The 25061-nt window shown below is 40.9% G+C and carries 17 protein-coding genes, 3 tRNA genes and 2 rRNA genes; 20 read left to right on the top strand and 2 right to left on the bottom strand.

Annotated elements, in window-relative coordinates; translation table 11 throughout:
• Positions 1–163 precede the first annotated feature (163 nt).
• From F0161_RS09620 to F0161_RS09565, 12 genes are all read left to right on the top strand, one after another.
• A 23S ribosomal RNA gene (locus F0161_RS09620) occupies positions 164–3085 on the top strand.
• Positions 3086–3169: 84 nt separating this feature from the next.
• Positions 3170–3286: ribosomal RNA gene (rrf, locus tag F0161_RS09615) — 5S ribosomal RNA — on the top strand.
• 67 nt (positions 3287–3353) lie between these two features.
• Positions 3354–3426, top strand: a tRNA-Thr gene (locus F0161_RS09610).
• Between the two features lie 499 nt (positions 3427–3925).
• On the top strand, positions 3926–5311 hold the full coding sequence (ltrA, locus tag F0161_RS09605) for a group II intron reverse transcriptase/maturase (RefSeq protein WP_150204683.1): 1386 nt from the start codon (positions 3926–3928) through the stop codon (positions 5309–5311).
• A gap of 467 nt (positions 5312–5778) precedes the next feature.
• Positions 5779–6819 carry a zinc ribbon domain-containing protein gene (locus tag F0161_RS09600; RefSeq protein ID WP_150204428.1) on the top strand — a complete coding sequence of 347 codons (1041 nt, stop codon included), beginning with the start codon at positions 5779–5781 and terminating at the stop codon, positions 6817–6819.
• Positions 6820–6856: 37 nt separating this feature from the next.
• Positions 6857–7762 (top strand): serine hydrolase, encoded by a 906-nt coding sequence (locus tag F0161_RS09595; protein WP_150204427.1) that lies wholly within the window; start codon positions 6857–6859, stop codon positions 7760–7762.
• Between the two features lie 29 nt (positions 7763–7791).
• A complete protein-coding gene (locus F0161_RS09590) occupies positions 7792–8568 on the top strand; it encodes a zinc ribbon domain-containing protein (protein WP_150204426.1) in 777 nt (258 codons plus the stop codon).
• Positions 8569–8964: 396 nt separating this feature from the next.
• Complete coding sequence (locus tag F0161_RS09585; protein WP_450091352.1) at positions 8965–10251, top strand: MATE family efflux transporter; 1287 nt, start codon at positions 8965–8967, stop codon at positions 10249–10251.
• A gap of 348 nt (positions 10252–10599) precedes the next feature.
• On the top strand, positions 10600–12096 hold the full coding sequence (locus F0161_RS09580; protein WP_137602841.1) for a peptide MFS transporter: 1497 nt from the start codon (positions 10600–10602) through the stop codon (positions 12094–12096).
• 10 nt (positions 12097–12106) lie between these two features.
• Positions 12107–12979, top strand: coding sequence for a metallophosphoesterase (locus F0161_RS09575; RefSeq protein ID WP_225423121.1), 873 nt, complete (start codon positions 12107–12109; stop codon positions 12977–12979).
• A 212-nt stretch (positions 12980–13191) separates the two neighbouring features.
• Positions 13192–13273, top strand: a tRNA-Tyr gene (locus F0161_RS09570).
• Between the two features lie 9 nt (positions 13274–13282).
• Positions 13283–13354, top strand: a tRNA-Gln gene (locus F0161_RS09565).
• 479 nt (positions 13355–13833) lie between these two features.
• On the opposite strand, the gene F0161_RS09560 is transcribed toward F0161_RS09565, so the two are convergent.
• Positions 13834–14823, bottom strand: a complete 990-nt coding sequence (locus tag F0161_RS09560) for an IS30 family transposase (protein WP_150204424.1) — start codon at positions 14821–14823, stop codon at positions 13834–13836.
• A gap of 120 nt (positions 14824–14943) precedes the next feature.
• Here F0161_RS09560 and F0161_RS09555 point away from each other — a divergent pair, with 120 nt between their 5' ends.
• The 8 genes from F0161_RS09555 to ltrA (F0161_RS09525) all read left to right on the top strand — a co-directional run bounded on the left by F0161_RS09555 (position 14944) and on the right by ltrA (F0161_RS09525) (position 23723).
• Positions 14944–15582: a 1-aminocyclopropane-1-carboxylate deaminase/D-cysteine desulfhydrase gene (locus tag F0161_RS09555; protein WP_150204423.1), complete on the top strand. Its 639-nt coding sequence runs from the start codon at positions 14944–14946 to the stop codon at positions 15580–15582.
• 266 nt (positions 15583–15848) lie between these two features.
• Positions 15849–16466 (top strand): MptD family putative ECF transporter S component, encoded by a 618-nt coding sequence (locus F0161_RS09550; protein WP_318635331.1) that lies wholly within the window; start codon positions 15849–15851, stop codon positions 16464–16466.
• Complete coding sequence (locus F0161_RS09545; protein ID WP_150204421.1) at positions 16414–17145, top strand: energy-coupling factor transporter transmembrane component T; 732 nt, start codon at positions 16414–16416, stop codon at positions 17143–17145. The genes F0161_RS09550 and F0161_RS09545 overlap by 53 nt, the downstream gene beginning before the upstream one ends.
• Positions 17138–18559, top strand: a complete 1422-nt coding sequence (locus F0161_RS09540; RefSeq protein ID WP_150204420.1) for an ABC transporter ATP-binding protein — start codon at positions 17138–17140, stop codon at positions 18557–18559. The genes F0161_RS09545 and F0161_RS09540 overlap by 8 nt, the downstream gene beginning before the upstream one ends.
• The gene (locus tag F0161_RS11610; RefSeq protein WP_225423119.1) at positions 18552–18779 is read left to right on the top strand and encodes a hypothetical protein; all 228 of its coding nucleotides are present in this window, start codon (positions 18552–18554) and stop codon (positions 18777–18779) included. The genes F0161_RS09540 and F0161_RS11610 overlap by 8 nt, the downstream gene beginning before the upstream one ends.
• An 81-nt stretch (positions 18780–18860) precedes the next feature.
• On the top strand, positions 18861–20249 hold the full coding sequence (locus tag F0161_RS09535; RefSeq protein ID WP_225423117.1) for an ATP-binding cassette domain-containing protein: 1389 nt from the start codon (positions 18861–18863) through the stop codon (positions 20247–20249).
• On the top strand, positions 20249–21856 hold the full coding sequence (locus F0161_RS09530; protein WP_150204419.1) for an amino acid ABC transporter ATP-binding/permease protein: 1608 nt from the start codon (positions 20249–20251) through the stop codon (positions 21854–21856). Before F0161_RS09535 ends, F0161_RS09530 begins: the two co-directional genes overlap by 1 nt.
• Before the next feature lie 481 nt (positions 21857–22337).
• Complete coding sequence (ltrA, locus tag F0161_RS09525; RefSeq protein WP_150204683.1) at positions 22338–23723, top strand: group II intron reverse transcriptase/maturase; 1386 nt, start codon at positions 22338–22340, stop codon at positions 23721–23723.
• 98 nt (positions 23724–23821) lie between these two features.
• Here the strand turns inward: ltrA (F0161_RS09525) and F0161_RS09520 are convergent, their stop codons facing one another.
• Complete coding sequence (locus F0161_RS09520; RefSeq protein WP_137601394.1) at positions 23822–24907, bottom strand: Ldh family oxidoreductase; 1086 nt, start codon at positions 24905–24907, stop codon at positions 23822–23824.
• Positions 24908–25061: the final 154 nt, after the last annotated feature.

Genomic DNA, 25061 nt, shown 5'->3' with positions numbered 1-25061 from the left:
ACTAACTTGTACTTTGAAAACTAAATAATATCAAAATTTTTTATTTATTAATTGTTTTAACGATTAAACCGAGAACACCGCGTTATTTGAGTTTTTTTAAAGAGTTATCGCATATACTCAATTAATCTGTTGTCAGCCAGCACGCAAGTGCTGGAATCAACAAGGTTAAGTTATAAAGGGCGCATGGTGAATGCCTTGGTACTAGGAGCCGATGAAGGACGGGACTAACACCGATATGCTTCGGGGAGTGGTAAGTACACTTTGATCCGGAGATTTCCGAATGGGGGAACCCAGCTGACTTAATCGTCAGTTATTGCTTAGTGAATTCATAGCTAAGTAAAGGTAGACGCAGTGAACTGAAACATCTCATTAGCTGCAGGAGTAGAAAGAAAAATCGATTCCCTGAGTAGCGGCGAGCGAAACGGGAAAAGCCCAAACCAGAGAGCTTGCTCTTTGGGGTTGTAGGACAGAACATTTGAGTTACAAAAGTATTACGTAGTTGAATCAGCTGGGAAGCTGAGCCAGAGCGGGTGATAGCCCCGTAAGCGAAACGTAATACCCTCAGCTCTGTATCCTGAGTACGGCGGAACACGTGAAATTCCGTCGGAATCCGGGAGGACCATCTCCCAAGGCTAAATACTACCTAGTGACCGATAGTGAACCAGTACCGTGAGGGAAAGGTGAAAAGCACCCCGGAAGGGGAGTGAAATAGTTCCTGAAACCATGTGCCTACAATCAGTTGGAGCCCGTTAATGGGTGACAGCGTGCCTTTTGTAGAATGAACCGGCGAGTTACGATTGCATGCAAGGTTAAGACAGAAAAGTCGGAGCCGTAGCGAAAGCGAGTCTGAAATGGGCGTATGAAGTATGTTGTTGTAGACCCGAAACCAGGTGACCTACCCATGTCCAGGTTGAAGGTGCGGTAAAACGCACTGGAGGACCGAACCCGTGTCAGTTGAAAATGGCTGGGATGAGGTGTGGGTAGCGGTGAAATTCCAAACGAACTTGGAGATAGCTGGTTCTCTCCGAAATAGCTTTAGGGCTAGCCTCGGACTTAGAATCATGGAGGTAGAGCACTGTTTGGACTAGGGGCCCGTCATGGGTTACTGAATTCAGATAAACTCCGAATGCCATTGATTTATGTCCGGGAGTCAGACGGTGAGTGATAAGATCCATCGTCGAAAGGGGAACAGCCCAGACCGTCAGTTAAGGTCCCAAAATATATACTAAGTGGAAAAGGATGTGGAGTTGCTTAGACAACTAGGATGTTGGCTCAGAAGCAGCCACCATTTAAAGAGTGCGTAATAGCTCACTAGTCGAGTGATCCTGCGCCGAAAATGTACCGGGGCTAAGTATATTACCGAAACTACGGATGCAACCATTAGGTTGCGTGATAGGAGAGCGTTCTAAGGGCAATGAAGTCAGACCGTGAGGACTGGTGGAGCGCTTAGAAGTGAGAATGCCGGTATGAGTAGCGAAAGACAGGTGAGAATCCTGTCCACCGAATGACTAAGGTTTCCTGGGGAAGGCTCGTCCTCCCAGGGTTAGTCGGGACCTAAGTCGAGGCCGAGAGGCGTAGACGATGGATAACAGGTTGATATTCCTGTACCAGTTAAATGCGTTTGAACGATGGAGGGACGCAGGAGGCTAAGCAAACCAGACTGTTGGATATGTCTGGCCAAGCAACAAGTCTTGGAGAGAGTGAAATGCTTTTTCTTTTAAGGACAAGTTGTGATGGGGAGCGAAATTTTAGTAGCGAAGTTGCCGATGTCACACTGCCGAGAAAAGCTTCTAGTGAGTATTTAACTGCCCGTACCGCAAACCGACACAGGTAGTCGAGGAGAGAATCCTAAGGTGTGCGAGTGAACTCTCGTTAAGGAACTCGGCAAAATGACCCCGTAACTTCGGGAGAAGGGGTGCTGTACGAAAGTACAGCCGCAGTGAATAGGCCCAGGCGACTGTTTATCAAAAACACAGGTTTCTGCAAAATCGTAAGATGAAGTATAGGGGCTGACGCCTGCCCGGTGCTGGAAGGTTAAAAGGATGGGTTAGCTTCGGCGAAGCTCAGAATTGAAGCCCCAGTAAACGGCGGCCGTAACTATAACGGTCCTAAGGTAGCGAAATTCCTTGTCGGGTAAGTTCCGACCCGCACGAAAGGCGTAACGATCTGGGCACTGTCTCAACGAGAGACTCGGTGAAATTGAAGTACCTGTGAAGATGCAGGTTACCCGCGACAGGACGGAAAGACCCCATGGAGCTTTACTGTAGCTTGATATTGAGTGTTTGTACAGCTTGTACAGGATAGGTAGGAGCCGTAGATACCGGAACGCTAGTTTCGGTGGAGGCGTTGGTGGGATACTACCCTCGCTGTATGACCACTCTAACCCGCATCACTAATCGTGATGGGAGACAGTGTCAGGTGGGCAGTTTGACTGGGGCGGTCGCCTCCTAAAAAGTAACGGAGGCGCCCAAAGGTTCCCTCAGAATGGTTGGAAATCATTCGCAGAGTGTAAAGGCACAAGGGAGCTTGACTGCGAGACAGACAGGTCGAGCAGGGACGAAAGTCGGGCTTAGTGATCCGGTGGTTCCGTATGGAAGGGCCATCGCTCAACGGATAAAAGCTACCCTGGGGATAACAGGCTTATCTCCCCCAAGAGTCCACATCGACGGGGAGGTTTGGCACCTCGATGTCGGCTCATCGCATCCTGGGGCTGTAGTCGGTCCCAAGGGTTGGGCTGTTCGCCCATTAAAGCGGTACGCGAGCTGGGTTCAGAACGTCGTGAGACAGTTCGGTCCCTATCCGTCGCGGGCGCAGGAAATTTGAGAGGAGCTGTCCTTAGTACGAGAGGACCGGGATGGACATACCGCTGGTGTACCAGTTGTTCCGCCAGGAGCATCGCTGGGTAGCTACGTATGGATGAGATAAACGCTGAAAGCATCTAAGTGTGAAACTCGCCTCAAGATGAGATTTCCCATCTCCTTCGGGAGAGTAAGACCCCTCAAAGATGATGAGGTAGATAGGATGGAAGTGGAAGTGCAGTGATGCATGGAGCGGACCATTACTAATCGGTCGAGGACTTAACCACACAGTGGTGTCCGGTTTAAAAAATTCTTGATATTATTTAGTTTTGAGAGCGCAAGTTCTCTTGTTTAACAATGTTAAACAGTAGTGTGGTGATGATGGCTAGAAGGATACACCTGTTCTCATGCCGAACACAGAAGTTAAGCTTCTAAGCGCCGATAGTAGTTGGGGGATCGCTCCCTGCGAGGGTAGGACGTCGCCATGCATATATAAATTTCCTGCAAAGGAAATTTTTTTGTATATATTGTCTTTATTATTTAGATAATGTATATGCCGACTTAGCTCAGTTGGTAGAGCATCGGTATCGTAAACCGAGGGTCACAGGTTCAAATCCTGCAGTCGGCACTTATATACAAAACATGAAAGTCACGTAAATGTTTATTCATAACATTTACGTGACTTTTTTTGAGTGCGCCCGGCATGGGCGCCAACTAGGTGGTGAAAGTCCACTGTGGGCCGTAGTAGTCGGAACCACTAGCCAAGGACAAGGGTGTCCACTGTGAAGTGGAATCTGAAGGAAGTCTGAGGAGCAAAATACCGCACCAATGAACAAGAAGTAGCTATAAGGCCAGAACTGATTGGATAAGATTGCTCAACAAATCGAAGTCCGATACTACTCAAAATCACTATGGTAAAGCTAATGGTGACATGGTATGAAAGTTGACGTTCTTACCCGGGGAGGCCTGATATACAAGTCCCGACAAGAAGAGCAATCAAGTTCTACAGGACAACTGTTTCAGTGATGGAATACTGAGTTTATCAGGAGTCAGCCGAGGCCATAGTAGTGACTTCGTCACGAAGGGCTGAACAGTAATAACTCACATTGATTATGGAGGTGGAATTTATGCGACGATCGCAGAAAACAGAAAACAAAGCTGACCACCAGTGGATGGTAGGTCTGGAAGACCAAGAACAAACTGGGGCGCGTAGGATGAATTCTAATGAAACAACGATGATGAGTGGCATTAAGTTTGAACAACGCGTGTTGGATCGAGATAACTTGAATCTGGCCTATCAACGGGTTGTGCGTAATAAAGGTGTCGCAGGCATCGACGGAATGACCATCGATGATCTGTTAGGTTATTTGAGAGTTCATAAAACTGAACTTATTCATCAGTTGAATGATGGGACGTACCGGCCGAAGGCGGTTAAACGGGTAGAAATACCCAAACCAAATGGTGGCGTGCGAAAATTAGGCGTGCCAACGGTAATTGACCGAATGATACAACAAGCAATCGCACAAGTGATGTCTCCGATTTTTGAACAAGTTTTCTCAAATAATAGTTTTGGTTTTCGACCTAATCGAAGTGCGCAAGATGCAATTAAACGAGTGGTATCGCTGTATAACGAGGGTTACCACGTCGTGGTTGATCTTGATTTAAAGGCATACTTCGATACAGTCAATCATGATTTACTGATCAAGTATATCGAACAATATATTGATGATCCTTGGTTGATTAAGCTAATTCGAAAGTTTTTGACTAGTGGTGTTATGACTGGTTCAACCTTCGAAGCGAGTGTCGTGGGAACCCCGCAAGGCGGACCACTTTCACCACTATTGGCGAATATCTATCTCAATGAGCTGGATAAAGTATTAACGGAACGAGGTCTCCACTTTGTCCGATATGCGGATGACTGCAATATTTACGTTAAGAGTAAACGAGCAGGTCACCGGGTACTTGAGAGTATTAGTAGATTTCTGGAAAAGGATCTTAAAGTAACCGTCAATCGTGACAAAAGTAAAGTCGGGTCACCATTGAGATTGAAATTTCTGGGATTCTCACTGGGAGTTGGTAGGGGTGGTGCTTTCTCAAGGCCGTCAAAACAATCCCAAATACGGGTCAAACAGGAACTCAAACGAATTACGAAACGCAATCGCGGAATTTCACTTGAACAAATGTTTATGGAAATCACACGAAAAATGCGCGGATGGATTCAATACTACTCATCTGGTAAGATGACAAACTTCTTGAAACGAATAGATCAGTGGCTACGGTCTAGAGTTCGACAATACATCTGGAAATCATGGAAGAAAATCAAAACGAAGATCACTAACCTGAAACGACTAGGTTTGAATCAGAATGATGCTCGGCTAGCTGCTTATACCCGCAAGGGTTACTGGCGCACAGCACATAGCAAAACACTACTTTATACGTTAACAAACGAAAAACTGGAACAACTTGGATTGATGAATCTCTCCAAGGTATTCCAGTCTATTCAAAATGCTTAAATTACTGAACCGCCGTATACGGAACCGTACGTACGGTGGTGTGAGAGGTCGGTAGCTGAACTAATCAACTGCCTCCTACTCGATTCAATCAACAGAAAATTCGGCAATAAAATCATAACTTACACTTCCAAGTTTGAGATTTTAAAAGTATGTATATTGTTGCTAACAAAGCGGTCTAAAGCATTACTCTAAAAAATATCCATTATTGACATAGGAATAAATATAAATTATATTAGCAGTAACTAATATTATCGGAATTAGACTAATTATAAAAATAAATTAATTAATTTACCGTCAATATTATCGTACTTTGGTTAAATTTGGGGTGAAATTATTTCATTATGGGAGGATTTTTTGTGTGCAAAAAAATATGGGGATTAGACTATATAGGTAAGTATAGTAACTCAAATGCAACACAAGTTCGAAGAAAAAATATTATTGCAATTATTTAAAGGGGAGATTTGATTATGCAAATATGTCCAAATTGCGGCGCAACTAATTCCGCTACAGCAAAATTTTGCACAACGTGCGGTACGAAACTGTTAGGGGAAAAGGTTCAACCAGAACAACCAAAAGCAGAACCAGTAATTTCACAAGTAGAACCAGAGCAACCAAAAGTTGAACCGGTAACCTCACAAGTAGAACCAGGGCAACCCAATGTTCAACGAGTAGCCTCACAAGTGGAACCGGAACAGCCAAATGTTCAACCAGTTACACCAACTCAAACAGCACAGGTACAGCAAAATACGCGGCCACAACAGCCACAAGTTGATCCTGCAATTCAAGCAGAACAAGAACGACAGCGTCAGGCTCAGGCGCAAGTTAGAGCTGATCAAGTATCCAAATTTAAAGAATCTAGTCAGGGTTACTGGGATTACTTAGTTGACTCCTGGAAAAAGCCTTCTCAAGTGATTGTCAGCCAATATAATCGTTGGTTTGGACTTATTTCAATGGGAATCTGGGCATTACTCGGTACGATTTCGGTTGGACATACTGCGCAATCAGGAATTGACACTGTTGAAGATACAACTAACTCAGCTTTAAGCTTATTTGACAGTGAGACGGCCGAATCAGCAACGAGTACGATTCAAAGTAATGCGATGACCGTTTATTTTAAATTCTTGCTATTATTAATTGTTGGGATGTTAGTTTTCGGATTAGTTGGCTTTTTGTTCCGTAAATGGGCACAAAATGACAATCTAACTTTTTTGGAATATACCACTGATTTGATGCATCGCTGTAATCTTAATTTGATTTTAGTTTTATGTGCTTTACTCCTCAGTTTACTAGGTGGAGCGGTACAATTATTATCCGTGTTGCTAATTAGTTTAGGTGGCAGTATTTTTGTAATTGGCTTTATGCAATCAATCGTTTTACCAAAACCCCGGGCAGGTTTTGATAGTGTTTATTTGACTGTTGTGGCCATGATTGCTTTAGAAGCAGCACTAATTATTTTAATGTCGATTTTTGGCCAAAGTCTAATCAGTCAATTTTCATCATTGTTTTAAATTAAACTTATAGACTTAACCAAGGAGCTTGGATTAAATGAATGTTAAAAGAGTCACCGTACTAGGGGCGCTTGTACTCATATTAGGTGGTGGATTATATGGTGGGTACCACTACTATCAAAAGACATCACAAGCTAAACAACAAGCTGCTAGTACACAAAAACAGGTCGACAAAGCTACGAAAGAATCATCATCAGTGACCACTAGTAAAAAAACGAGTAGTTCACGGAGTCAGGCAGTTCAAAAAATATTAGATCAATATCATAATCAAAAAAATATTGGTGTTGCATACACTGATTTATCGACTGGAACCACAGCTTCAACCAACGGGGATACGATGTTTTATGCTGCCAGTGTGGCCAAGCTTCCAATCATAGCCTACGTGCAACGTGAAATTGCTACTGGTAAGATTAGCTGGGAGACCAAGTTTGCATATGCTGATGCCGCGAACAGTTTGCCCAGTGCCATGGTCATCGGTGGAACAGGAACTTTACAAAACGAAAATCATCAGGGCCAATCATATTCAGTTGAAGATTTAACAAAACGAGCAGTTGAACAATCTGACAATCAAGCTAGCAATCAATTATACTATCACGTGGCGAATGCTAATTCACAAGGTTTTAGTGCCTATTTAGAATCTACTGTCGGTGCAAAAACGTATAGTAAAACGATGAGCGCAAAACAAGCTAATCAAGCCATTATTTCGATTTGGAAACAGGATCAAAAAGCTTCACAATGGTTGGAACAAACTAACTGGGCTCATGATAAGATTGGATCATTACCAGTTACGGTTGCTCATAAAATTGGTATTAATGGTGCTGCAAATAATGACGCGGCGATTGTCTTGAGTAATCACAAATTTGCTTTAACGATTATGACTGATGGTTGGAGTGATGAACAGGTTGCCCAATTGGCGCAAAAAATTTACGCTGTGGCAAAGTAAAATAATACGTGATAATTGGAGGAGATTCTATGTTTTGTCCAAATTGTGGGGCCAAAAATGCGCCAGACGCAGTGTTTTGTGAAAACTGTGGTACACGGTTAACACCAGCTGCAACGCAACAACCTACGTCCCAAAAAATACCCACACAACCAGTGACGTCCAATATTCCAAGCAGACAAATGCAGACTGCCAATAAAGGACCAAAGAAACAACCTAATAAAGCGATGATTGGACTAATTGTTGCACTAGTTGTAATCATCATTGGAGGTGGTGGGTACTATTTTTACCATCAAAAACAAGTGGCTAATAATACAGCTGCGAATACCTCTTCAAATGAAACGATTAGTGCATCAAGTAGTAGTGCTGCGCCAACCAGAACAGCTCTATGGTCTACAAGTAAAACTAGTGATTTATCATCGTTTATGTCATCTTGGGAAGACACCATGAATCAGTCGTACATCGGCACTTATGATGGCGATACGGTTGATGTCGACGGCATTACTTTACCGGATGATATTAAAAACGATGATTATGAAGGTAACATCACTGTCGATGGTGACGATGTAACACTGAAGTGGTCACCCAAGGCGGATACAGATAAAGAATATCAGGTGGTTGCGGCATCTGTTTATAATCACAATGATGATGGTGAATCCAAAATGATTGCTTATTTGTATGTATTTCATAATGGAGAACCTGATGTATTGGTGTGTGAAGAAACTGGAAGTAGCGCCCATGATTTTACTAGTTCCCGTAATCAACAATTACAAAATGGCTTTAAGAAAATTGCGAATGAAAGTAATTAAATAAACGCGGTAATTTTTGGGGTGACTGATTGTTAATCATATAGACCAATTTCAGCAATAAGCGCTTTCTATCAGTGGTTAAACATATTTTTATACGAAATTTGTCTTAAATTTTAAAGAACAAAATACGGATATGTGTAGAATATCATGTATAACTTATGTTATGATTGTGCCACGGAACTATGGGAGGTTTCGTTGATTTTCTTCAGTTCTTAATCAACTAAGAAAACTTTGGAGAGACTGTTTAAATGCAGTCTCTTTTTTCTGTTGGTTTTTTTGGCAAACTAACAGTGACAACTGTGGTAAGATACTCTTGTTGTCAAAAAAATTGAAGGTGATTATATTTTAGAGTTATTCGAAAATGCACCAATACATAAAGCGTACTTCAAGCTGGCCTTGCCAGTTGTTTTAGGAACTGTTGTTTCCATGATTTATAATTTAACGGACACATTTTTTGTTGCCCAAACACAAAATGCGAACTTAGTGGCCGGTATTACGTTATGTACGCCATTATTTTCAATGATGATTGCATTAGGCGATATGTTTGGCTTAGGTGGTAGTTCAGCAATTTCGCGGCTGTTAGGTCAGCGAAAGTATGATTTAGCTGGACGAGTTAATAGTTTTTGCTTTTATGGTGCCCTGCTATTGAGCATCATTGTGACCGCAGGGTTATTTATTTTTAAAAAGCAAGTTTTAGGTTGGCTAGGAGTGACGGCCGCAACTTATCAATATGCATCGATTTATTACCAAATTATGGCCGCAGCGGGAATTTTGATTATTGTGTCGCTCGTGCCAATTAACACCTTAAGAACTGAAGGCTTAGCAACCGAATCGATGGTGGGAACCGCGACGGGAACTATTTTTAAAATATTTCTAGATCCGTTATTTATTTTTGGTTTTCATCTCGGAGCCGCTGGGGCATCATTAGCCACGATTGCTGGGTACTTAATCACAGATACAATCTTGATTCTATATACGATTAAACGAGCACGGTATATTCACATCAAAATTCACCAAATTAAAATTCCTACGATTGAAATCAAAGATGTTTTAATGATTGGGATTCCAGCGTCAGTGACTAACTTTATGACAATGCTGGGGACCGCAATCATGAACAATTTCTTGATAGTCTACGGTGCTAGTAAAGTGGCCGGTTTTGGAATTGCCACCAAAGTCGAAACAATTGTGACGATGGTTTTGGTCGGCTTTTGTTTTGGTTCGCAGGCATTAATTGGTTATAACTATGGTGCTAAAAATAAAGAACGACTGAAAAAAATCATTCAATTCGATATTCTAGTTAATGCGGGCTTTGCCTTCGTGATTGCTTTGGGACTAATTGCAATTGCACCAGCACTAGTTAGTTTATTTATGAAAGATCAACAAGTGGTTCGTTCAGCAACTTACATGCTGCGTTGGTTCTTGATTACAACCCCATTTATTGGTTTGTCGTTAGTTTTCACAACCATGTTTCAGTCGGTTAACCAACCACTTGATGCTTTCGTGATGTCGATTTCGCGACAAGGGATTATTTTTATTGTCGTCATATTTATTATGGCAAATCTATTAGGATACCAAGGAGTAATTGTAGCTCAACCAATAGCTGATGTATTAACAGCCGCAGTTGGTTTTTGGTTGTACCGTCGGGCATTTGGTCCCAATGGACGTGCAATTAGAAACTGGTGACCGGCGTGCTTAGACTAGCATTAAAAAGGAACACAATTACCCAATAATGTGAGTAAACATCCATTTCGCACTTTTGATAATAGTTTGATATAGATAACTGTTAACCCCATGATAATTTTACATGTTGATGATAATCTGATAAATAGTATCTTCTAGACAAAAGTGGCCCAATCCGTTGATAATAACGTGTTGAGCCACTTTTATTTGCAAATATCAAGGTCAAACTACTCACTAAAAAATGGTACCGTTTATTGACCAACTTCAGATAAAAGACTATAATTTAATAATTCATTAATTGAATTTTAATGACAACAATATGTAAGATATTTACATAACGGAGGATATATTTTGGATAAAAAAGCGAAACTTGACACTGCCTTTTTGGGTCAACCTCGAGGCTTGTCAACGTTGTTCTTCACTGAAATGTGGGAACGATTTAGTTACTATGGTATGCGTGCAATTTTAATCTTTTACATGATTTTGGCTGTAAAAGATGGCGGCCTTGGTTTTGACCAAACAACCGCTGCTTCAGTTATGTCAATTTATGGATCACTTGTTTATATGTCAGGAGTGATTGGTGGATGGCTGAGTGACCGGATTTGGGGTAGTCGTAAGACTGTCTTTATTGGTGGAGTTTTGATCATGCTTGGTCATATTTCACTATCGATTCCAGGTGGCTCTGCTGCGTTATTTGCATCAATTGCATTTATCGTTGCTGGGACTGGTTTATTGAAACCAAACGTTTCAGAAATGGTCGGCGGTTTGTATTCAGAAACTGACCGTCGTCGTGATGCCGGCTTTAGTTTATTCGTCTTTGGGATTAACTTTGGGGCTGCTGTGGCACCAATCTTGGTACCTTGGGCTTCTGATGGCTTTGGTATGAACCTCTTTGGTGGTCATATTAACTATCACGCTGGATTTGCGTTAGCCGCCATTGGTATGTTCTTTGGTCTTTTACAATATTACTTTGATGGTAAAAAATACTTACCATCTGAAAGTAACTATCCTAAAGATCCAATTGAACGTGAAAATATGAAATCAATTATTATTTGGACTGTGATTGCTATCGTGGCATTAGTTGCGGTGGTTGGATTATTAGGCGCAATGGGTAATTTGAATATCGACAGCATTATTTGGTTGATTACCGTTATCGCGATTGCCTTACCAATTATTTACTTTGTTACAATGCTGAACAGCCGTAAAGTTGAAAAAGTTGAAAAATCACGAGTTTGGGCTTATATTCCACTCTTCGTTGCTGCAGCAATGTTCTGGGGCATTGAAGAATCTGGCTCAAGTATTTTGGCCTTGTTTGCCGCTAACCGGACTGTCTTACATTTAGGTGGATGGCATTTCCAAGCTGCAAACTTCCAACTCTTAAACCCATTATTCATCATGATTTTGACACCTGTCTTCGTGGTAATCTGGAGTAAGTGGAAAAACCAACCAAGTGCCCCTGGTAAATTTGCTGCTGGACTTGTGATTGCTGGTCTTTCATATGTCTTTATCGCTATGCCTGGATTGCTATACGGTACTTCAGGTCGCGTGAGTCCCCTTTGGTTAGTTGGTTCATGGTTCATCGTTGAAATTGCCGAAATGTTGATTTCACCAATCGGATTATCTCTAACCACTAAATTAGCGCCAAAAGCATTTACTGCGCAAATGATGAGTATGTGGTTCCTTTCAAACTCAGCTGGACAAGCTATTAATGCTCAAATCGTTAAATTTTACACACCTGGCACGGAAGTTCAATACTTCCTAGCCGTTGGGGGAGCGAGTGTCGTTCTTGGTATCATCTTGTTCTTCTTCGTTAAACCTATCCATAAATTAATGGCAGGGATTAACTAACTTATATATAATGAAAGCTGACAATATGTCGGCTTTTTTATTTGGAATTGGAAGTGACATGATGAGCAGAATTGCAATGACGAGTGATAATCACTTTGATGTGAATCGCATTGATAGTCAGGAAATGTTAAAACAACAAGCAGAATACCTGGTGACGCAGCAAATCGACTATTATTTAATTGCGGGCGATCTATTTAATGATTTTCAAAAATCGATGAAATACGTGCACGACTTACAAACTGAATTAGAGGATGCTACCAAGGTATTGTTCATCGCGGGTAATCACGATATGTTGGCTGGGGTCTCGTTTGAGGAACTTGAGTCGATACAGGATGATATTTACGTTCACAATAAAACAATTGATGTAGCGGGCACAAATTGGACGATTATTGGTAATAACGGTTGGTATGACTATTCATTTCGTCCGGAAAAAACTGATATTGATGAAATTGAGCTTTGGAAGCGGGCATACTGGGTCGATCGTGCTATTCAGCAACCGATGACCGATATTGAAAGAATGCAAATCGTTTTGTTGCAGACGAAACAACAACTTGAATTAGCCGCTAAAAGACAGCGACAAGTGCTTTACTTTACTCATTTTTCACCTAAGCGCGAATATTTAATTAATAAACCTGACATTCGGATGTGGAGCATGGCAAACGCCATGATGGGTAGTTATCGCCTTGGTGATTTGTTAGAAAAAGAGCAAGTTGATTCCGTATTATTTGGGCACATGCATATTCACCCGGCTCCACGGACGTACGGTCAGACCACTTATTACAATCAGTCGGTTGGCTATAAAAATAAACATATCAATGAATGGCTGACGGAACCATTCTTTAATCAATGGGTCGAACGATTGCAGGTCATTGAGAAAAATTAGCTTTTTTCTAAAAGGGCTTGAAATGATGTCATAAATTCTGTATGATGTAATAGTTGCTTATTTAGGCAGCACCGAATTCACTGGTTCGTTTATGACTGTTAAAGTCAACAATACCAGCGGTTACAAGTTGACAAAATTTATCAATTTTTTGATAAAAGGGCTTGTAATATAGCACGAATTTCGGTATTATATAATAGTTGGTTATGACATATGGAGGGGTAGCGAAGTTGGCTAAACGCGGCGGACTGTAAATCCGCTCCTTCGGGTTCGGAGGTTCGAATCCTCTCCCCTCCACTTTATTTTTGGGCTATAGCCAAGCGGTAAGGCAACGGGTTTTGATCCCGTCATGCGCTGGTTCGATCCCAGCTAGCCCAATTGTTAGTATTTATCCATTATCATTACATGCCACAAAGTGCTATAAATCAACGTTTTTAAAATTTATAATTATCATTTAGTGTCGTTGATTACACATTACAGGAAGCCAATTTGGTAGCCAAAAACTTCAGCAGGCGGGAAGTAGTCATTCTTAATTGAATGGCTATTTTTTTGTATAATATATTAGTATTTTATAGCCCATTTATATTTATAGACGGGTAAATTCGCTTTACATGGTAGAACCTTATGTTTTTTTATTACTTGTACGTCTTATTAATTAGCCAAATAGTAAGGTTTTAACCCGTTTTACTTCATGAAATTATACATGTTTTATTTGATATAACAACGTTTACCAATACCACTCCCCCCTCATGTGTGTATTTTTAAGCCTTTTTCTGTAAAGTCGACCATTCCCACCGGTTCTCAGTTTCAAAATTTGACCCAAACTTTTTAGGTATGGGGGTTAGTACCTTGAATTGTCAAATTAAGTGCAATTTTTGATTATGATAGATCTCATATGGTGTTTTCCAGTTTAAACATTTTCGTGGCCTTTTATTCAGCCGATCAACGAATTCTAAAATGACGGTATCCGAAATTGGATCCATATCTTGATTTCTAGGCAGGTACTCGCGGATTAAGCCATTTGTATTTTCATTTGACCCACGTTGCCACGGGGCATGAGGATTTGGAAAGTAAAACTCAATACCAAATTCTTCAGTTAGTTGATGATGTTTAGCGAATTCCTTGCCACGGTCGGGCGTAATCGTACCTAAGTGTTCTGGTGGCAGATCTTTTAGTAGTCTTCGAATAGTAGTGGTCACACTGGCTGAGTTTTTCTTAGCTGCTTTGTGCATTATTAAGTATCTTGAACAACGGTCAACCATTGTGACCACACAAGATCTGCCAGTTTTGCCAGCTACAGTATCCAGCTCCCAGTGGCCAATCTGAGTCCGCTTATTGGCAGACTCAGGTCGTTCTTGGAGTGTATGCGATATAGGAATCTTCCCGCGACGTTCATCATAACCTTTTTTATGGCGCGATTTACCATGATGTCTAAGCTTTCTGATCACCCCTCTGGCACCTCGTGATGAAAGCTTCTGATCAAATAAACCGGAGTAGATGCCACGATAAAGCGTGGTGTAGCTGATCTGAAATGATGAGGTCTCTAATTTTAAGCGTGCGGCAATTTCTTCTGGTGACCATTGTAGATCCAAGAATAAATGCCGGATTAATTGAAGCAATTGGTGATCAGAAAGTAGCGACCGGCGTCCACAATGAGATTTTTGAGCTTCGTAGCGCTCTTGAGCAACAGAAGGTGAATATGCCGATCTATTTCGCGATAACTCACGGCTAACTGTCGACGTTGCTCGACCAATTGTTTGGGAAATTGAAGTCAGTGAAGCCTGATTATTATGCATCAGGAATATCGTTTCGCGTTGACTCATGGTAAGATGTTTGTATGGGCTCATGATTATGTGCTCCCTTCGATGGTTGTCTTCGCAAACACCATTTTACAGGGATTCATATCATGAGTCTCTTTTGTTGCACTTAAAGTATAAATTCAAGATGCAAAAATTCACTGCATTTCAATGGACGGTCGCACGGAAGCTGAAGCTGATGAGCTAGCCATGCAACAGGCCAAACAGAAAGCTCATGAATTAGCACAGCAAGGTCATAAAGCTTACATTATTCCAGTAGGTGGCGCAACGCCGATTGGTTCAGCGTCGTTTGTGACAGGCTTCAAAGAACTAAAAGATCAATTATCCGATGTGCAAATTGACTATGTGGTGCATGGGAGTGGCACGGCCGCTGGGTTAGTTGCTGGAGCCAAGGCATATGCAGATGATGAAGGAGCAACCAAAGTGTTGTCTATCAATGTCAGCCCAAAGCCAGTGGAGCATTATCAACATTTAGTCGATTTAGGCAATGAGGCATTGAGCTTGTTAGAGTTAGATGCGCGGATTACGGTGGATGACACACATTTTAATCAAGCTTATTTTGGAGAGGGATATGAAATTCCGAGCGATGCTGGAACTAATGCGATTAAACGATTGGCAATGACAGAAGGTATTTTGACTGATCCAGTCTATACAGGCAAAGCGTTTGCTGGTCTATTGGACTATGTAGCAACTGGTAAGATTGCCGCTGGTAGTAATGTGGTTTTCTGGCATACCGGTGGAATTTCAGCGTTATTTGCTGAACAACAAATGGTTGGTAAACTGTATTAATACCAGCCAGTGAAATGTTACTAATACATTTCAAAAATAATTGAAATTGACAGCACTAAATAAGAATCATTCTCAGTTTGGTTACTAACTGGGTGAGTGACTTATGATTGACCGATTAAATTGATTTAGAATCATTCTAAAGTGGGTACAAACAGTGTTACACCAATGTTTCGACCCGCTTTTTGCGTTGACTTTCATGTGTAATAATGAGAGCATAATTACTAATCATTTCGATTAAAATTGTTCATTATTTATTGGGGAGGACCATGATGACACAGCAACAATCAAGAATTAAGGAACTAGTTTCGATTGGAATTTATACCGCAGTTTATTTTTTAGTAGTTTGTTTTTCGACGGCCTTTTTAAAGTTAACGGTACCGATTTTTAATTCCATCATGATTCCAGCTCTAAATGCGTTATTAGCCGGCATTGTTTATTTATTAGTCTTAGACAAGGTATCGCGGTTTGGAGCATTAACGACCATTGGTTCAGTCACCGGATTGTTTTTCTTGATTACTGGACATTTTCCGTTAGCTTTTGTTCCTGGTATCGTCTTTTCAGTACTAGCTGATACAATTCAATATAAAACTAAGTTACCATCTAAAGCTAAGCTATATGTGGGCTACACAGCTTTTAGCTTTGGTTTGACCGGACCGTTGCTACCGTTATGGTTTATGAAACGGGCATACATTAATGAGTTAGCTAGTCGGGGCAAAAGTCAGGCTTATATTGACCACGTATTCTCAGCCATTACCACTACGAGTTTCGTTGTTTGTATGATTTCGATTATTATTGGTGGTCTCGTGGGGATGACGATTGGATTAAAAATCTATGCTAAATACTTTGCTGTCCAGAAAGGATCCATTGATGCCAGTCAGGATTAAATTTGATCCCAGAACTAAATTAGCGATTATTATAATGACGACCCTGATTTTTGTACTAAATATTTCGTTTATGATTGAAATTGGGTTTGTTATTTTTTTAAGCTGCTTATTATTTTTAAATGGCAATCACAAAATGAGTGCGGTCTATTTGTTGATTTTTGCGAGTCTTGCAGGATTGAATTTAACCGTATTTAATAATATACAAGATTCGTGGTCCATTTTAGGCTCATTTTTATTAATTGGTGGCCGCCGGATTTTGCCCACTATCATGGCCGCAACGTTTGCCATGACTAATACCCAAATTGGAGAGTGGGTGACCAGCCTCCAGAAACTTAAGATTCCATTTCGGGTTATTTTACCACTCGTAATTGTCTTTCGTTATTTTCCAACGCTGTTTCATAATACCCGCGATATTTTAAAAGCCCTCAAGTTTCGTGGCCTGATTACGCATAACGTCCAGTTGATTGTTCATCCAATTAGGGCGGTCGAATACTTGTTAGTGCCAATCTTGATGTCCACGGATGAAATTATTGCGGAATTGAGTGCCGTCGTATTTATTCGGGGAATGGGCAATCAAGTACCGCATACCAGTATTTATCCGAACCAGTTTAGGTGGCGGGACGGAATCACAATTGGCAGTAGCTTGCTATTAATTATTGGGGGTGTGACATTTGATTGAGCTCACGAATCTTAGTTATCAAAATGAATCAACTGACATTATTGCTAATGTCAATTTACATATTCAAGCTGGTGAAATTGTCGCGTTATGTGGTGAAAGCGGCAGTGGAAAATCAACCTTATTAAATATTATCGGCGGTCTGACACCGGCAATCCATGGTGGACAATTAACTGGGGAACGCCGAATTATGGGCCAATCCGACATGGATCAATTGTTTCAAACTTTTGCCGCTAAAATTGGCATGGTATTTCAAAATCCCAATAGTCAATTTATCAATCCAGATGTGTATTCAGAATTGGCATTTGCCATGGAAAATATGGGGATTGAGCGTCACGAGATGCAAGCAAGAATTGAACAGATTGTGGATTTATTTGAATTTGACAAATTGCTATATCGGCCGTTAACCAGTCTATCTGGCGGTCAAAAACAATTGGTCGCTTGTATGGCGTCGATGATTATGGACCCAGATTTGTACTTATTAGACGAACCGGCCAGTAATTTGGATGCTAAGACAGTCGATAAATTAACGGAACAGTTGTTGGCGCTGAAGGACAAGGGAAAAACGATGGTGATTGCCGAACATCGCCTTTTTTATTTGCGTCCTTTAGTTGATCGATACATAGTGATGCAGGACGGACAAATAGTGGCTGATATTGCCGCTACTGAATTTTGGCAATTTTCACAAAAGTTCCAAACTAAGTTTCAACTAAGAAATTTGCAACGACCACAATTGGCCCTAGCGGAAAACGCTATTTCGCGTGAATCTATCAGTCTGATTCAGTATCAAATTAGTCACCTTAACTTTCATTATCCGCATCGAAAATTGAGCCTGCAGTTGCCACAGATGTTCATGGATAATCAAGATGTGATTGGAATCGTCGGTGATAACGGAGCCGGGAAATCAACTTTAGTTCAATTACTAGCAGGGTTGTTGAAACAGCGAACAGGTGAATTCAAATTAAATCAGGAGCAACTTACCAGAAAATCGAAAATTCGATATTCTTTTGTAGTCATGCAACAAGTGAGAATGCAATTATTCTTTGAAAGTGTTGCTAAAGAGCTAAGTAATGGTGGCAAACAACAACTTGATTCAAAATTAGTTGCATCATTAGGATTGACTGACTTGTTGACACGTCGGCCGCAAAGCTTGTCAGGTGGTCAGCAACAATTAGTCGCGATTGCGACGGCCCTGTCATCAAACAAACGAATAATTTTATTAGACGAACCAACCAGTGGCCTGGATTATGGCACATTGGTGAAATTAAGTGAGATAATTAAACAGATTCGACAACGAAACGTGCTGATTGTCATCGTCTCGCATGACTTAGATTTTATTAACATGACATGCAGTCGAGTGATTGAATTAGAACATGGCCAAATTAAAAATGTAAATCGAGGGAACATCAATGATTAAAAAATTATGGGTATTAGGTGGTCAGCAACGTTGGCGCACTTTATTACAAGTCTTATGCCAGTGGGCAAGTGAAATGCTGATGGTTACAATTTTGTGGCTGGGAGCGTCATATCTCACGACTAATCAGTGGTCAACTGGAATAATTGGATTAGTGATTGTTCAAGTTATTATCATGTTATTTTATGGTATCTGGGGTGCAAAGTTGTTTAGTGATCGCTAGGCAACGTCCGCCAGTGAAGAACTACAGCAGCGTTTTCTCAATTATTATTTAGATGAACACGAAGTTGATCGAACCCAAGTCATGAAAGTAATCCATCAAGATTTGGGAACAATAAAAGGCTTATCAGTGTTTTATGACACGATTATTCCGACTGTCCTCCAATTAATCATGACAGCTGTCGTGATGGTGGTGACGGTGCTATTCATTCATCCAATTACAGTGCTCATTCCGCTAATTAGTATTGTTGCCATCGGTGCAGGAATGGGGATGCTACAAGGACTTGGTAATAAAAAGAATAATTCCTACATTAAAAGTTTTAATCAAATGGGCCAACGGTTTTTAGGCGATTTCAAAGGTATGAATACCTTGATTATGTATCAACGGGAAGACCAGTATGCCAAAGACTTTGCGGACGATTCTGAAAATTATCGCCAAAAAACAATGGGCGTACTGAGCTATCAACTCCAAACACTGACTATTATGGATTTTTGTTTGTATGGTGCTCTGGGCTGGTTCGTCCTGGCGCAAGGATTTGCTATCAAGGCTGGTTCGTTAGGCGTACCGAGTGCAGTGCTAATCAGTACGCTGGTCTGTATTTGGCTAATTGATTTTCGAAAATTTGGTTATTTCATCCACATTTTCATGTCATTATTGCCAAAGGTGAATCACATTTTCAAACTAATCGACGTTCAAAATAAGACTGTTGATGATGATAATGGAGTCAATTCAATCCAGGACGTTAAAAACATTCAACTAACGGGAACGCTCGCCTTTGATGAACACGTCATTTTACAAAATGGATCTTTGAATTTGACTCAGGGTAAATTAATTGGCTTAACCGGAGCCAGTGGTAGTGGTAAGAGTACCGTTGCTAAACTATTAATGAAGCAATTAAACATTCCAGATACCCAAATCACAGTTGATGGACATAAATTGGATTCACTTTCGCAAGACCAATGGTGGAAGATGATTGGCTACTTGGGACCTGAGATGGTGCTATTTGACGGGACAATCGAAGAAAATTTGCTATTGGGGATGCATGACCAAACCGATTGGCAACAAAAATTGAATCAGTTGCAGTTATGTCAGTTTGTGGAGGATTTACCAGAACAATTTAACACCATTGTTGGTGAAGATGGCTCGCTACTTTCTCCCGGACAAAAGCAACAAATTGCAGTTGCTAGAGCAATTTTAGCTAATAAACCAGCCTATATTTTTGATGAAGTCACTTCTAATATTGATACTGTTAATGCTGAAGTTATTTTGGCAGCAATTAAAAGCTTGGCGACGGACAAGGCAGTGTTACTGATTACCCATCGCTTGGAAGATATTGAACAGTTGTCAAAAGTTTACATGATAGATAATCAAAAACTAGTAGTGGGCTCGCCTGAAGAATTGGCTAACCAAGTGCCGGCCTTTAAGCAATTGATTACCGAACAACGCAAATTATTAGCGGAGGTACAGGCCTAATGAAATTGTTAAGTAGATTATTAAAAAATGCTGGTAGCCTGAACTTTATTTTAGGGGCAAGTATCTTGGCCGGAATCGTCGCAACATTGCTGCAAGTCAGTATTATTGGATTAGGGTTCGTGACGTTTATGACGCGGCTTGCCGATTTTCCATGGGCCTTACTGTTAGTTTTAGCAATCTGTGCTGGTATTTTTCGATTTGAGGAACAATATCTCGGACATTTGGTCGCCTTTAAAATCTTATCGAAATTTCGCAATTTAACATACCAAAAAATTATGAAGTTAGCACCAGCTAAATTGGATGGTCAGCACAGTAGTGATTTGTTGAAATTGTTGGTGCAAGATATTGAACAAATTGAAATCTTTTACGCCCATACACTGTCTCCGATTGTGATTGCGATTATTGTCTCGATAATTCAGGTGATTGGTTTTTGGATAGTTAAACCAAGTTTAGGCGTGGTTGCACTGATTGCTTATTTAGTGATGGGAATGGTACTGCCATTAATTAGTTCACGCACGATGAAAAAATCAGCTAGTGAGTTGAGTCAAAGCGAATTAACGAATCAACGACTGATGTCAGAGATGGTCAATGGAAAGTTTGAGTTGCAACAGTATCAGGCTGTCAACAAGCAAACAGATAAAATTAATGCTGCAACGGCTGATTATTGGCAAATCAATCAAACGAAAGTGGCCAAACAAGAACGGCAAGGTATTTTGATGCAATTGGTATTGGTCGTGAGTTTACTCGTATTTTTGCTAGTGGCGTTGAAAACTTCAAGTTCCTTCGTCGCCGTCTTAGTCTTTCCATTTACCTTTAGTCGAGTTTTAGCGCTCGCATCGTTGCCAGGTTCATTGTCAGGTGGCCTATTAGCAGCTAAAAACTTGTTTGGACTGTTTGATGAACAACCAGAAGTAACAGATCAAGGAGAACATCAAATTTCAGAGATTAACCAAATTGATTTGCACGATACGACCTTTGCTTATCCCAGCCGCCCAACTGATGAAGTACTTTCCCACGTGAATTTGAAGATTCAACAAACGGAAAGAATTGGATTGATTGGGAAAAGTGGTGAGGGTAAAAGTACGATTGTTAAATTAATTATGCGCTGGTACGAAGCCCAAAGCGGGACAGTTCAGTTGAATGATATCAACAACGAAGAAATTGCATTAAATAATCAACGCAGTTTAATTAATTACGTATCTCAAAATGCGCAAATTTTTGCCACCACCATTCGTGAAAATTTAGTCCTCCGCGATAATGAAATCCAAGATGACCGGATTTGGAATGTTTTAAAGTGGGTTCATTTAGATGAAATTATCCGGAACCTACCTGATCAGTTGGATACCGAAATTTCTGATAGCAAGCGCACGCTGTCGGCTGGTGAAATTCAGAGACTAGAATTAGCCCGGGCATTATTAAATCCAAGCTCGTTGCTGGTACTGGATGAGCCAACTAGTAATTTAGATGTGCTTAATGAAGCAATTATTCTAAATGCAGTTAAACAATATTATCATGGAACAGTTGTGATTGTGACTCACAGAATGAGTACACTCGCGATTTGTGATCGCGTCTTAAGGCTCAATCAAGGACAATTAGAACCTGCATAACAAATAAACAGCCATCACATAATTTCTGTGGTGGCTGTTTATTTGGGTGCGCCCGGCATGGGCGCCAACTAGGTGGTGAAAGTCCACTGTGGGCCGTAGTAGTCGGAACCACTAGCCAAGGACAAGGGTGTCCACTGTGAAGTGGAATCTGAAGGAAGTCTGAGGAGCAAAATACCGCACCAATGAACAAGAAGTAGCTATAAGGCCAGAACTGATTGGATAAGATTGCCCAACAAATCGAAGTCCGATACTACTCAAAATCACGATGGTAAAGCTAATGGTGACATGGTATGAAAGTTGACGTTCTTACCCTGGGAGGCCTGATAGACAAGTCCCGACAAGAAGAGCAATCAAGTTCTACAGGACAACTGTTTCAGTGATGGAATACTGAGTTTATCAGGAGTCAGCCGAGGCCATAGTAGTGACTTCGTCACGAAGGGCTGAACAGTAATAACTCACATTGATTATGGAGGTGGAATTTATGCGACGATCGCAGAAAACAGAAAACAAAGCTGACCACCAGTGGATGGTAGGTCTGGAAGACCAAGAACAAACTGGGGCGCGTAGGATGAATTCTAATGAAACAACGATGATGAGTGGCATTAAGTTTGAACAACGCGTGTTGGATCGAGATAACTTGAATCTGGCCTATCAACGGGTTGTGCGTAATAAAGGTGTCGCAGGCATCGACGGAATGACCATCGATGATCTGTTAGGTTATTTGAGAGTTCATAAAACTGAACTTATTCATCAGTTGAATGATGGGACGTACCGGCCGAAGGCGGTTAAACGGGTAGAAATACCCAAACCAAATGGTGGCGTGCGAAAATTAGGCGTGCCAACGGTAATTGACCGAATGATACAACAAGCAATCGCACAAGTGATGTCTCCGATTTTTGAACAAGTTTTCTCAAATAATAGTTTTGGTTTTCGACCTAATCGAAGTGCGCAAGATGCAATTAAACGAGTGGTATCGCTGTATAACGAGGGTTACCACGTCGTGGTTGATCTTGATTTAAAGGCATACTTCGATACAGTCAATCATGATTTACTGATCAAGTATATCGAACAATATATTGATGATCCTTGGTTGATTAAGCTAATTCGAAAGTTTTTGACTAGTGGTGTTATGACTGGTTCAACCTTCGAAGCGAGTGTCGTGGGAACCCCGCAAGGCGGACCACTGTCACCACTATTGGCGAATATCTATCTCAATGAGCTGGATAAAGTATTAACGGAACGAGGTCTCCACTTTGTCCGATATGCGGATGACTGCAATATTTACGTTAAGAGTAAACGAGCAGGTCACCGGGTACTTGAGAGTATTAGTAGATTTCTGGAAAAGGATCTTAAAGTAACCGTCAATCGTGACAAAAGTAAAGTCGGGTCACCATTGAGATTGAAATTTCTGGGATTCTCACTGGGAGTTGGTAGGGGTGGTGCTTTCTCAAGGCCGTCAAAACAATCCCAAATACGGGTCAAACAGGAACTCAAACGAATTACGAAACGCAATCGCGGAATTTCACTTGAACAAATGTTTATGGAAATCACACGAAAAATGCGCGGATGGATTCAATACTACTCATCTGGTAAGATGACAAACTTCTTGAAACGAATAGATCAGTGGCTACGGTCTAGAGTTCGACAATACATCTGGAAATCATGGAAGAAAATCAAAACGAAGATCACTAACCTGAAACGACTAGGTTTGAATCAGAATGATGCTCGGCTAGCTGCTTATACCCGCAAGGGTTACTGGCGCACAGCACATAGCAAAACACTACTTTATACGTTAACAAACGAAAAACTGGAACAACTTGGATTGATGAATCTCTCCAAGGTATTCCAGTCTATTCAAAATGCTTAAATTACTGAACCGCCGTATACGGAACCGTACGTACGGTGGTGTGAGAGGTCGGTAGCTGAACTAATCAAATGCCTCCTACTCGATTACCATTTAATTGATTATACGAATGCTTCGTACTTCACGTTTAAGCGAGCTGCGATAGCTTCAATTTCTTCAAGAGTCCGGTCATCAATTTCAATCCCGTTTTTGATATTATTTTCATATGCGAGTGCTTCTTTATCGCCGGCCACATAGATAGTTTTGCCTGGGACAGCAGGTAATGAACGAATATCTTGCAGGTAATTAGAGAATTTTTCAAAGATGGCATCTTTATCGCCAAAAATTGAAGGATCGATAGCAACGAAACTTTGACAAGGGCCCACAGATAGGTCGGTTGGAGTAATTTCATTAGACACATTACCCATGGAAAGAATTGAAGTAAATACTTCAACGATTACACCTAAACCAAAGCCTTTGTGGCTACCAGTATCTTCAGTGACACCACCTAAAGGAGCTAATCCAACGTTAGCATCAGGATCACGAAGTAAATCAAAATCTTCGGTATCATTGTGATCATAGACAGGGGTTTCGCCATCTTTGGCCACCCATAAAGCTGGCAAATCTTTTTCGAGTTTACGATAGACTTCAATTTTACCCTGAGGAACCGTCGTTGTAGCGACATCGAAAATAAAGGTATGGGGCTTTGCTGGCATTGCAAAGGCAATTGGATTAGTCCCAACTAAGGCTTTTGTCGCGTGAGTTGGTAACATGGCAGGACGTGAGTTACATGATGACATCCCCATCAGTCCTTGTTCCGCGGCCATGTTGGCATAGTAACCTGCAATGCCGTAGTGACCGGAATTACGGGTGGTAACAATTCCAATTCCATGTTCCTTAGCTTTTTGAATGGCGATATCCATACTGTAGATGCCGTTAAGTTGGCCTAAACCAAAGTGAGCGTCTACAACGGCACTGACGTCTGTTTCTTTCACAATCTCAGGAGCGCTTTGAACGCGGATTTTACCGTTTTGAATGAAGTTATCATACATGACTAAGCGTTGAACCCCGTGAGATTCAATACCATGTAAATCAGTGTAAATCAACATGTCAGCAGCTTGATGACTTTGTTCCTCTGAGAAACCATAGGCTTTGTAAATGTCGTAGACCAGTTCGTTAATTTTGGTGCTATCATATCGTTTTACCATTATATTATGTTCTCCTGTTATATGTATAAATTGTATTGTATTTCACATGTTAGTAATAAAATTAAAAAATGTCAATCATTTTCTAATCTAATTTTAATCATAATAACCATAAAAAGAAAGGGTATTTGTGATATTTAACTAAATTAACACAAAA

The sequence above is a fragment of the Paucilactobacillus nenjiangensis genome, assembly GCF_008632615.1.
Lineage (GTDB): Bacteria > Bacillota > Bacilli > Lactobacillales > Lactobacillaceae > Paucilactobacillus > Paucilactobacillus nenjiangensis.
Note: the sequence above shows the minus strand (reverse complement) of the source record. Positions and strands in the feature narration are given on the sequence as shown.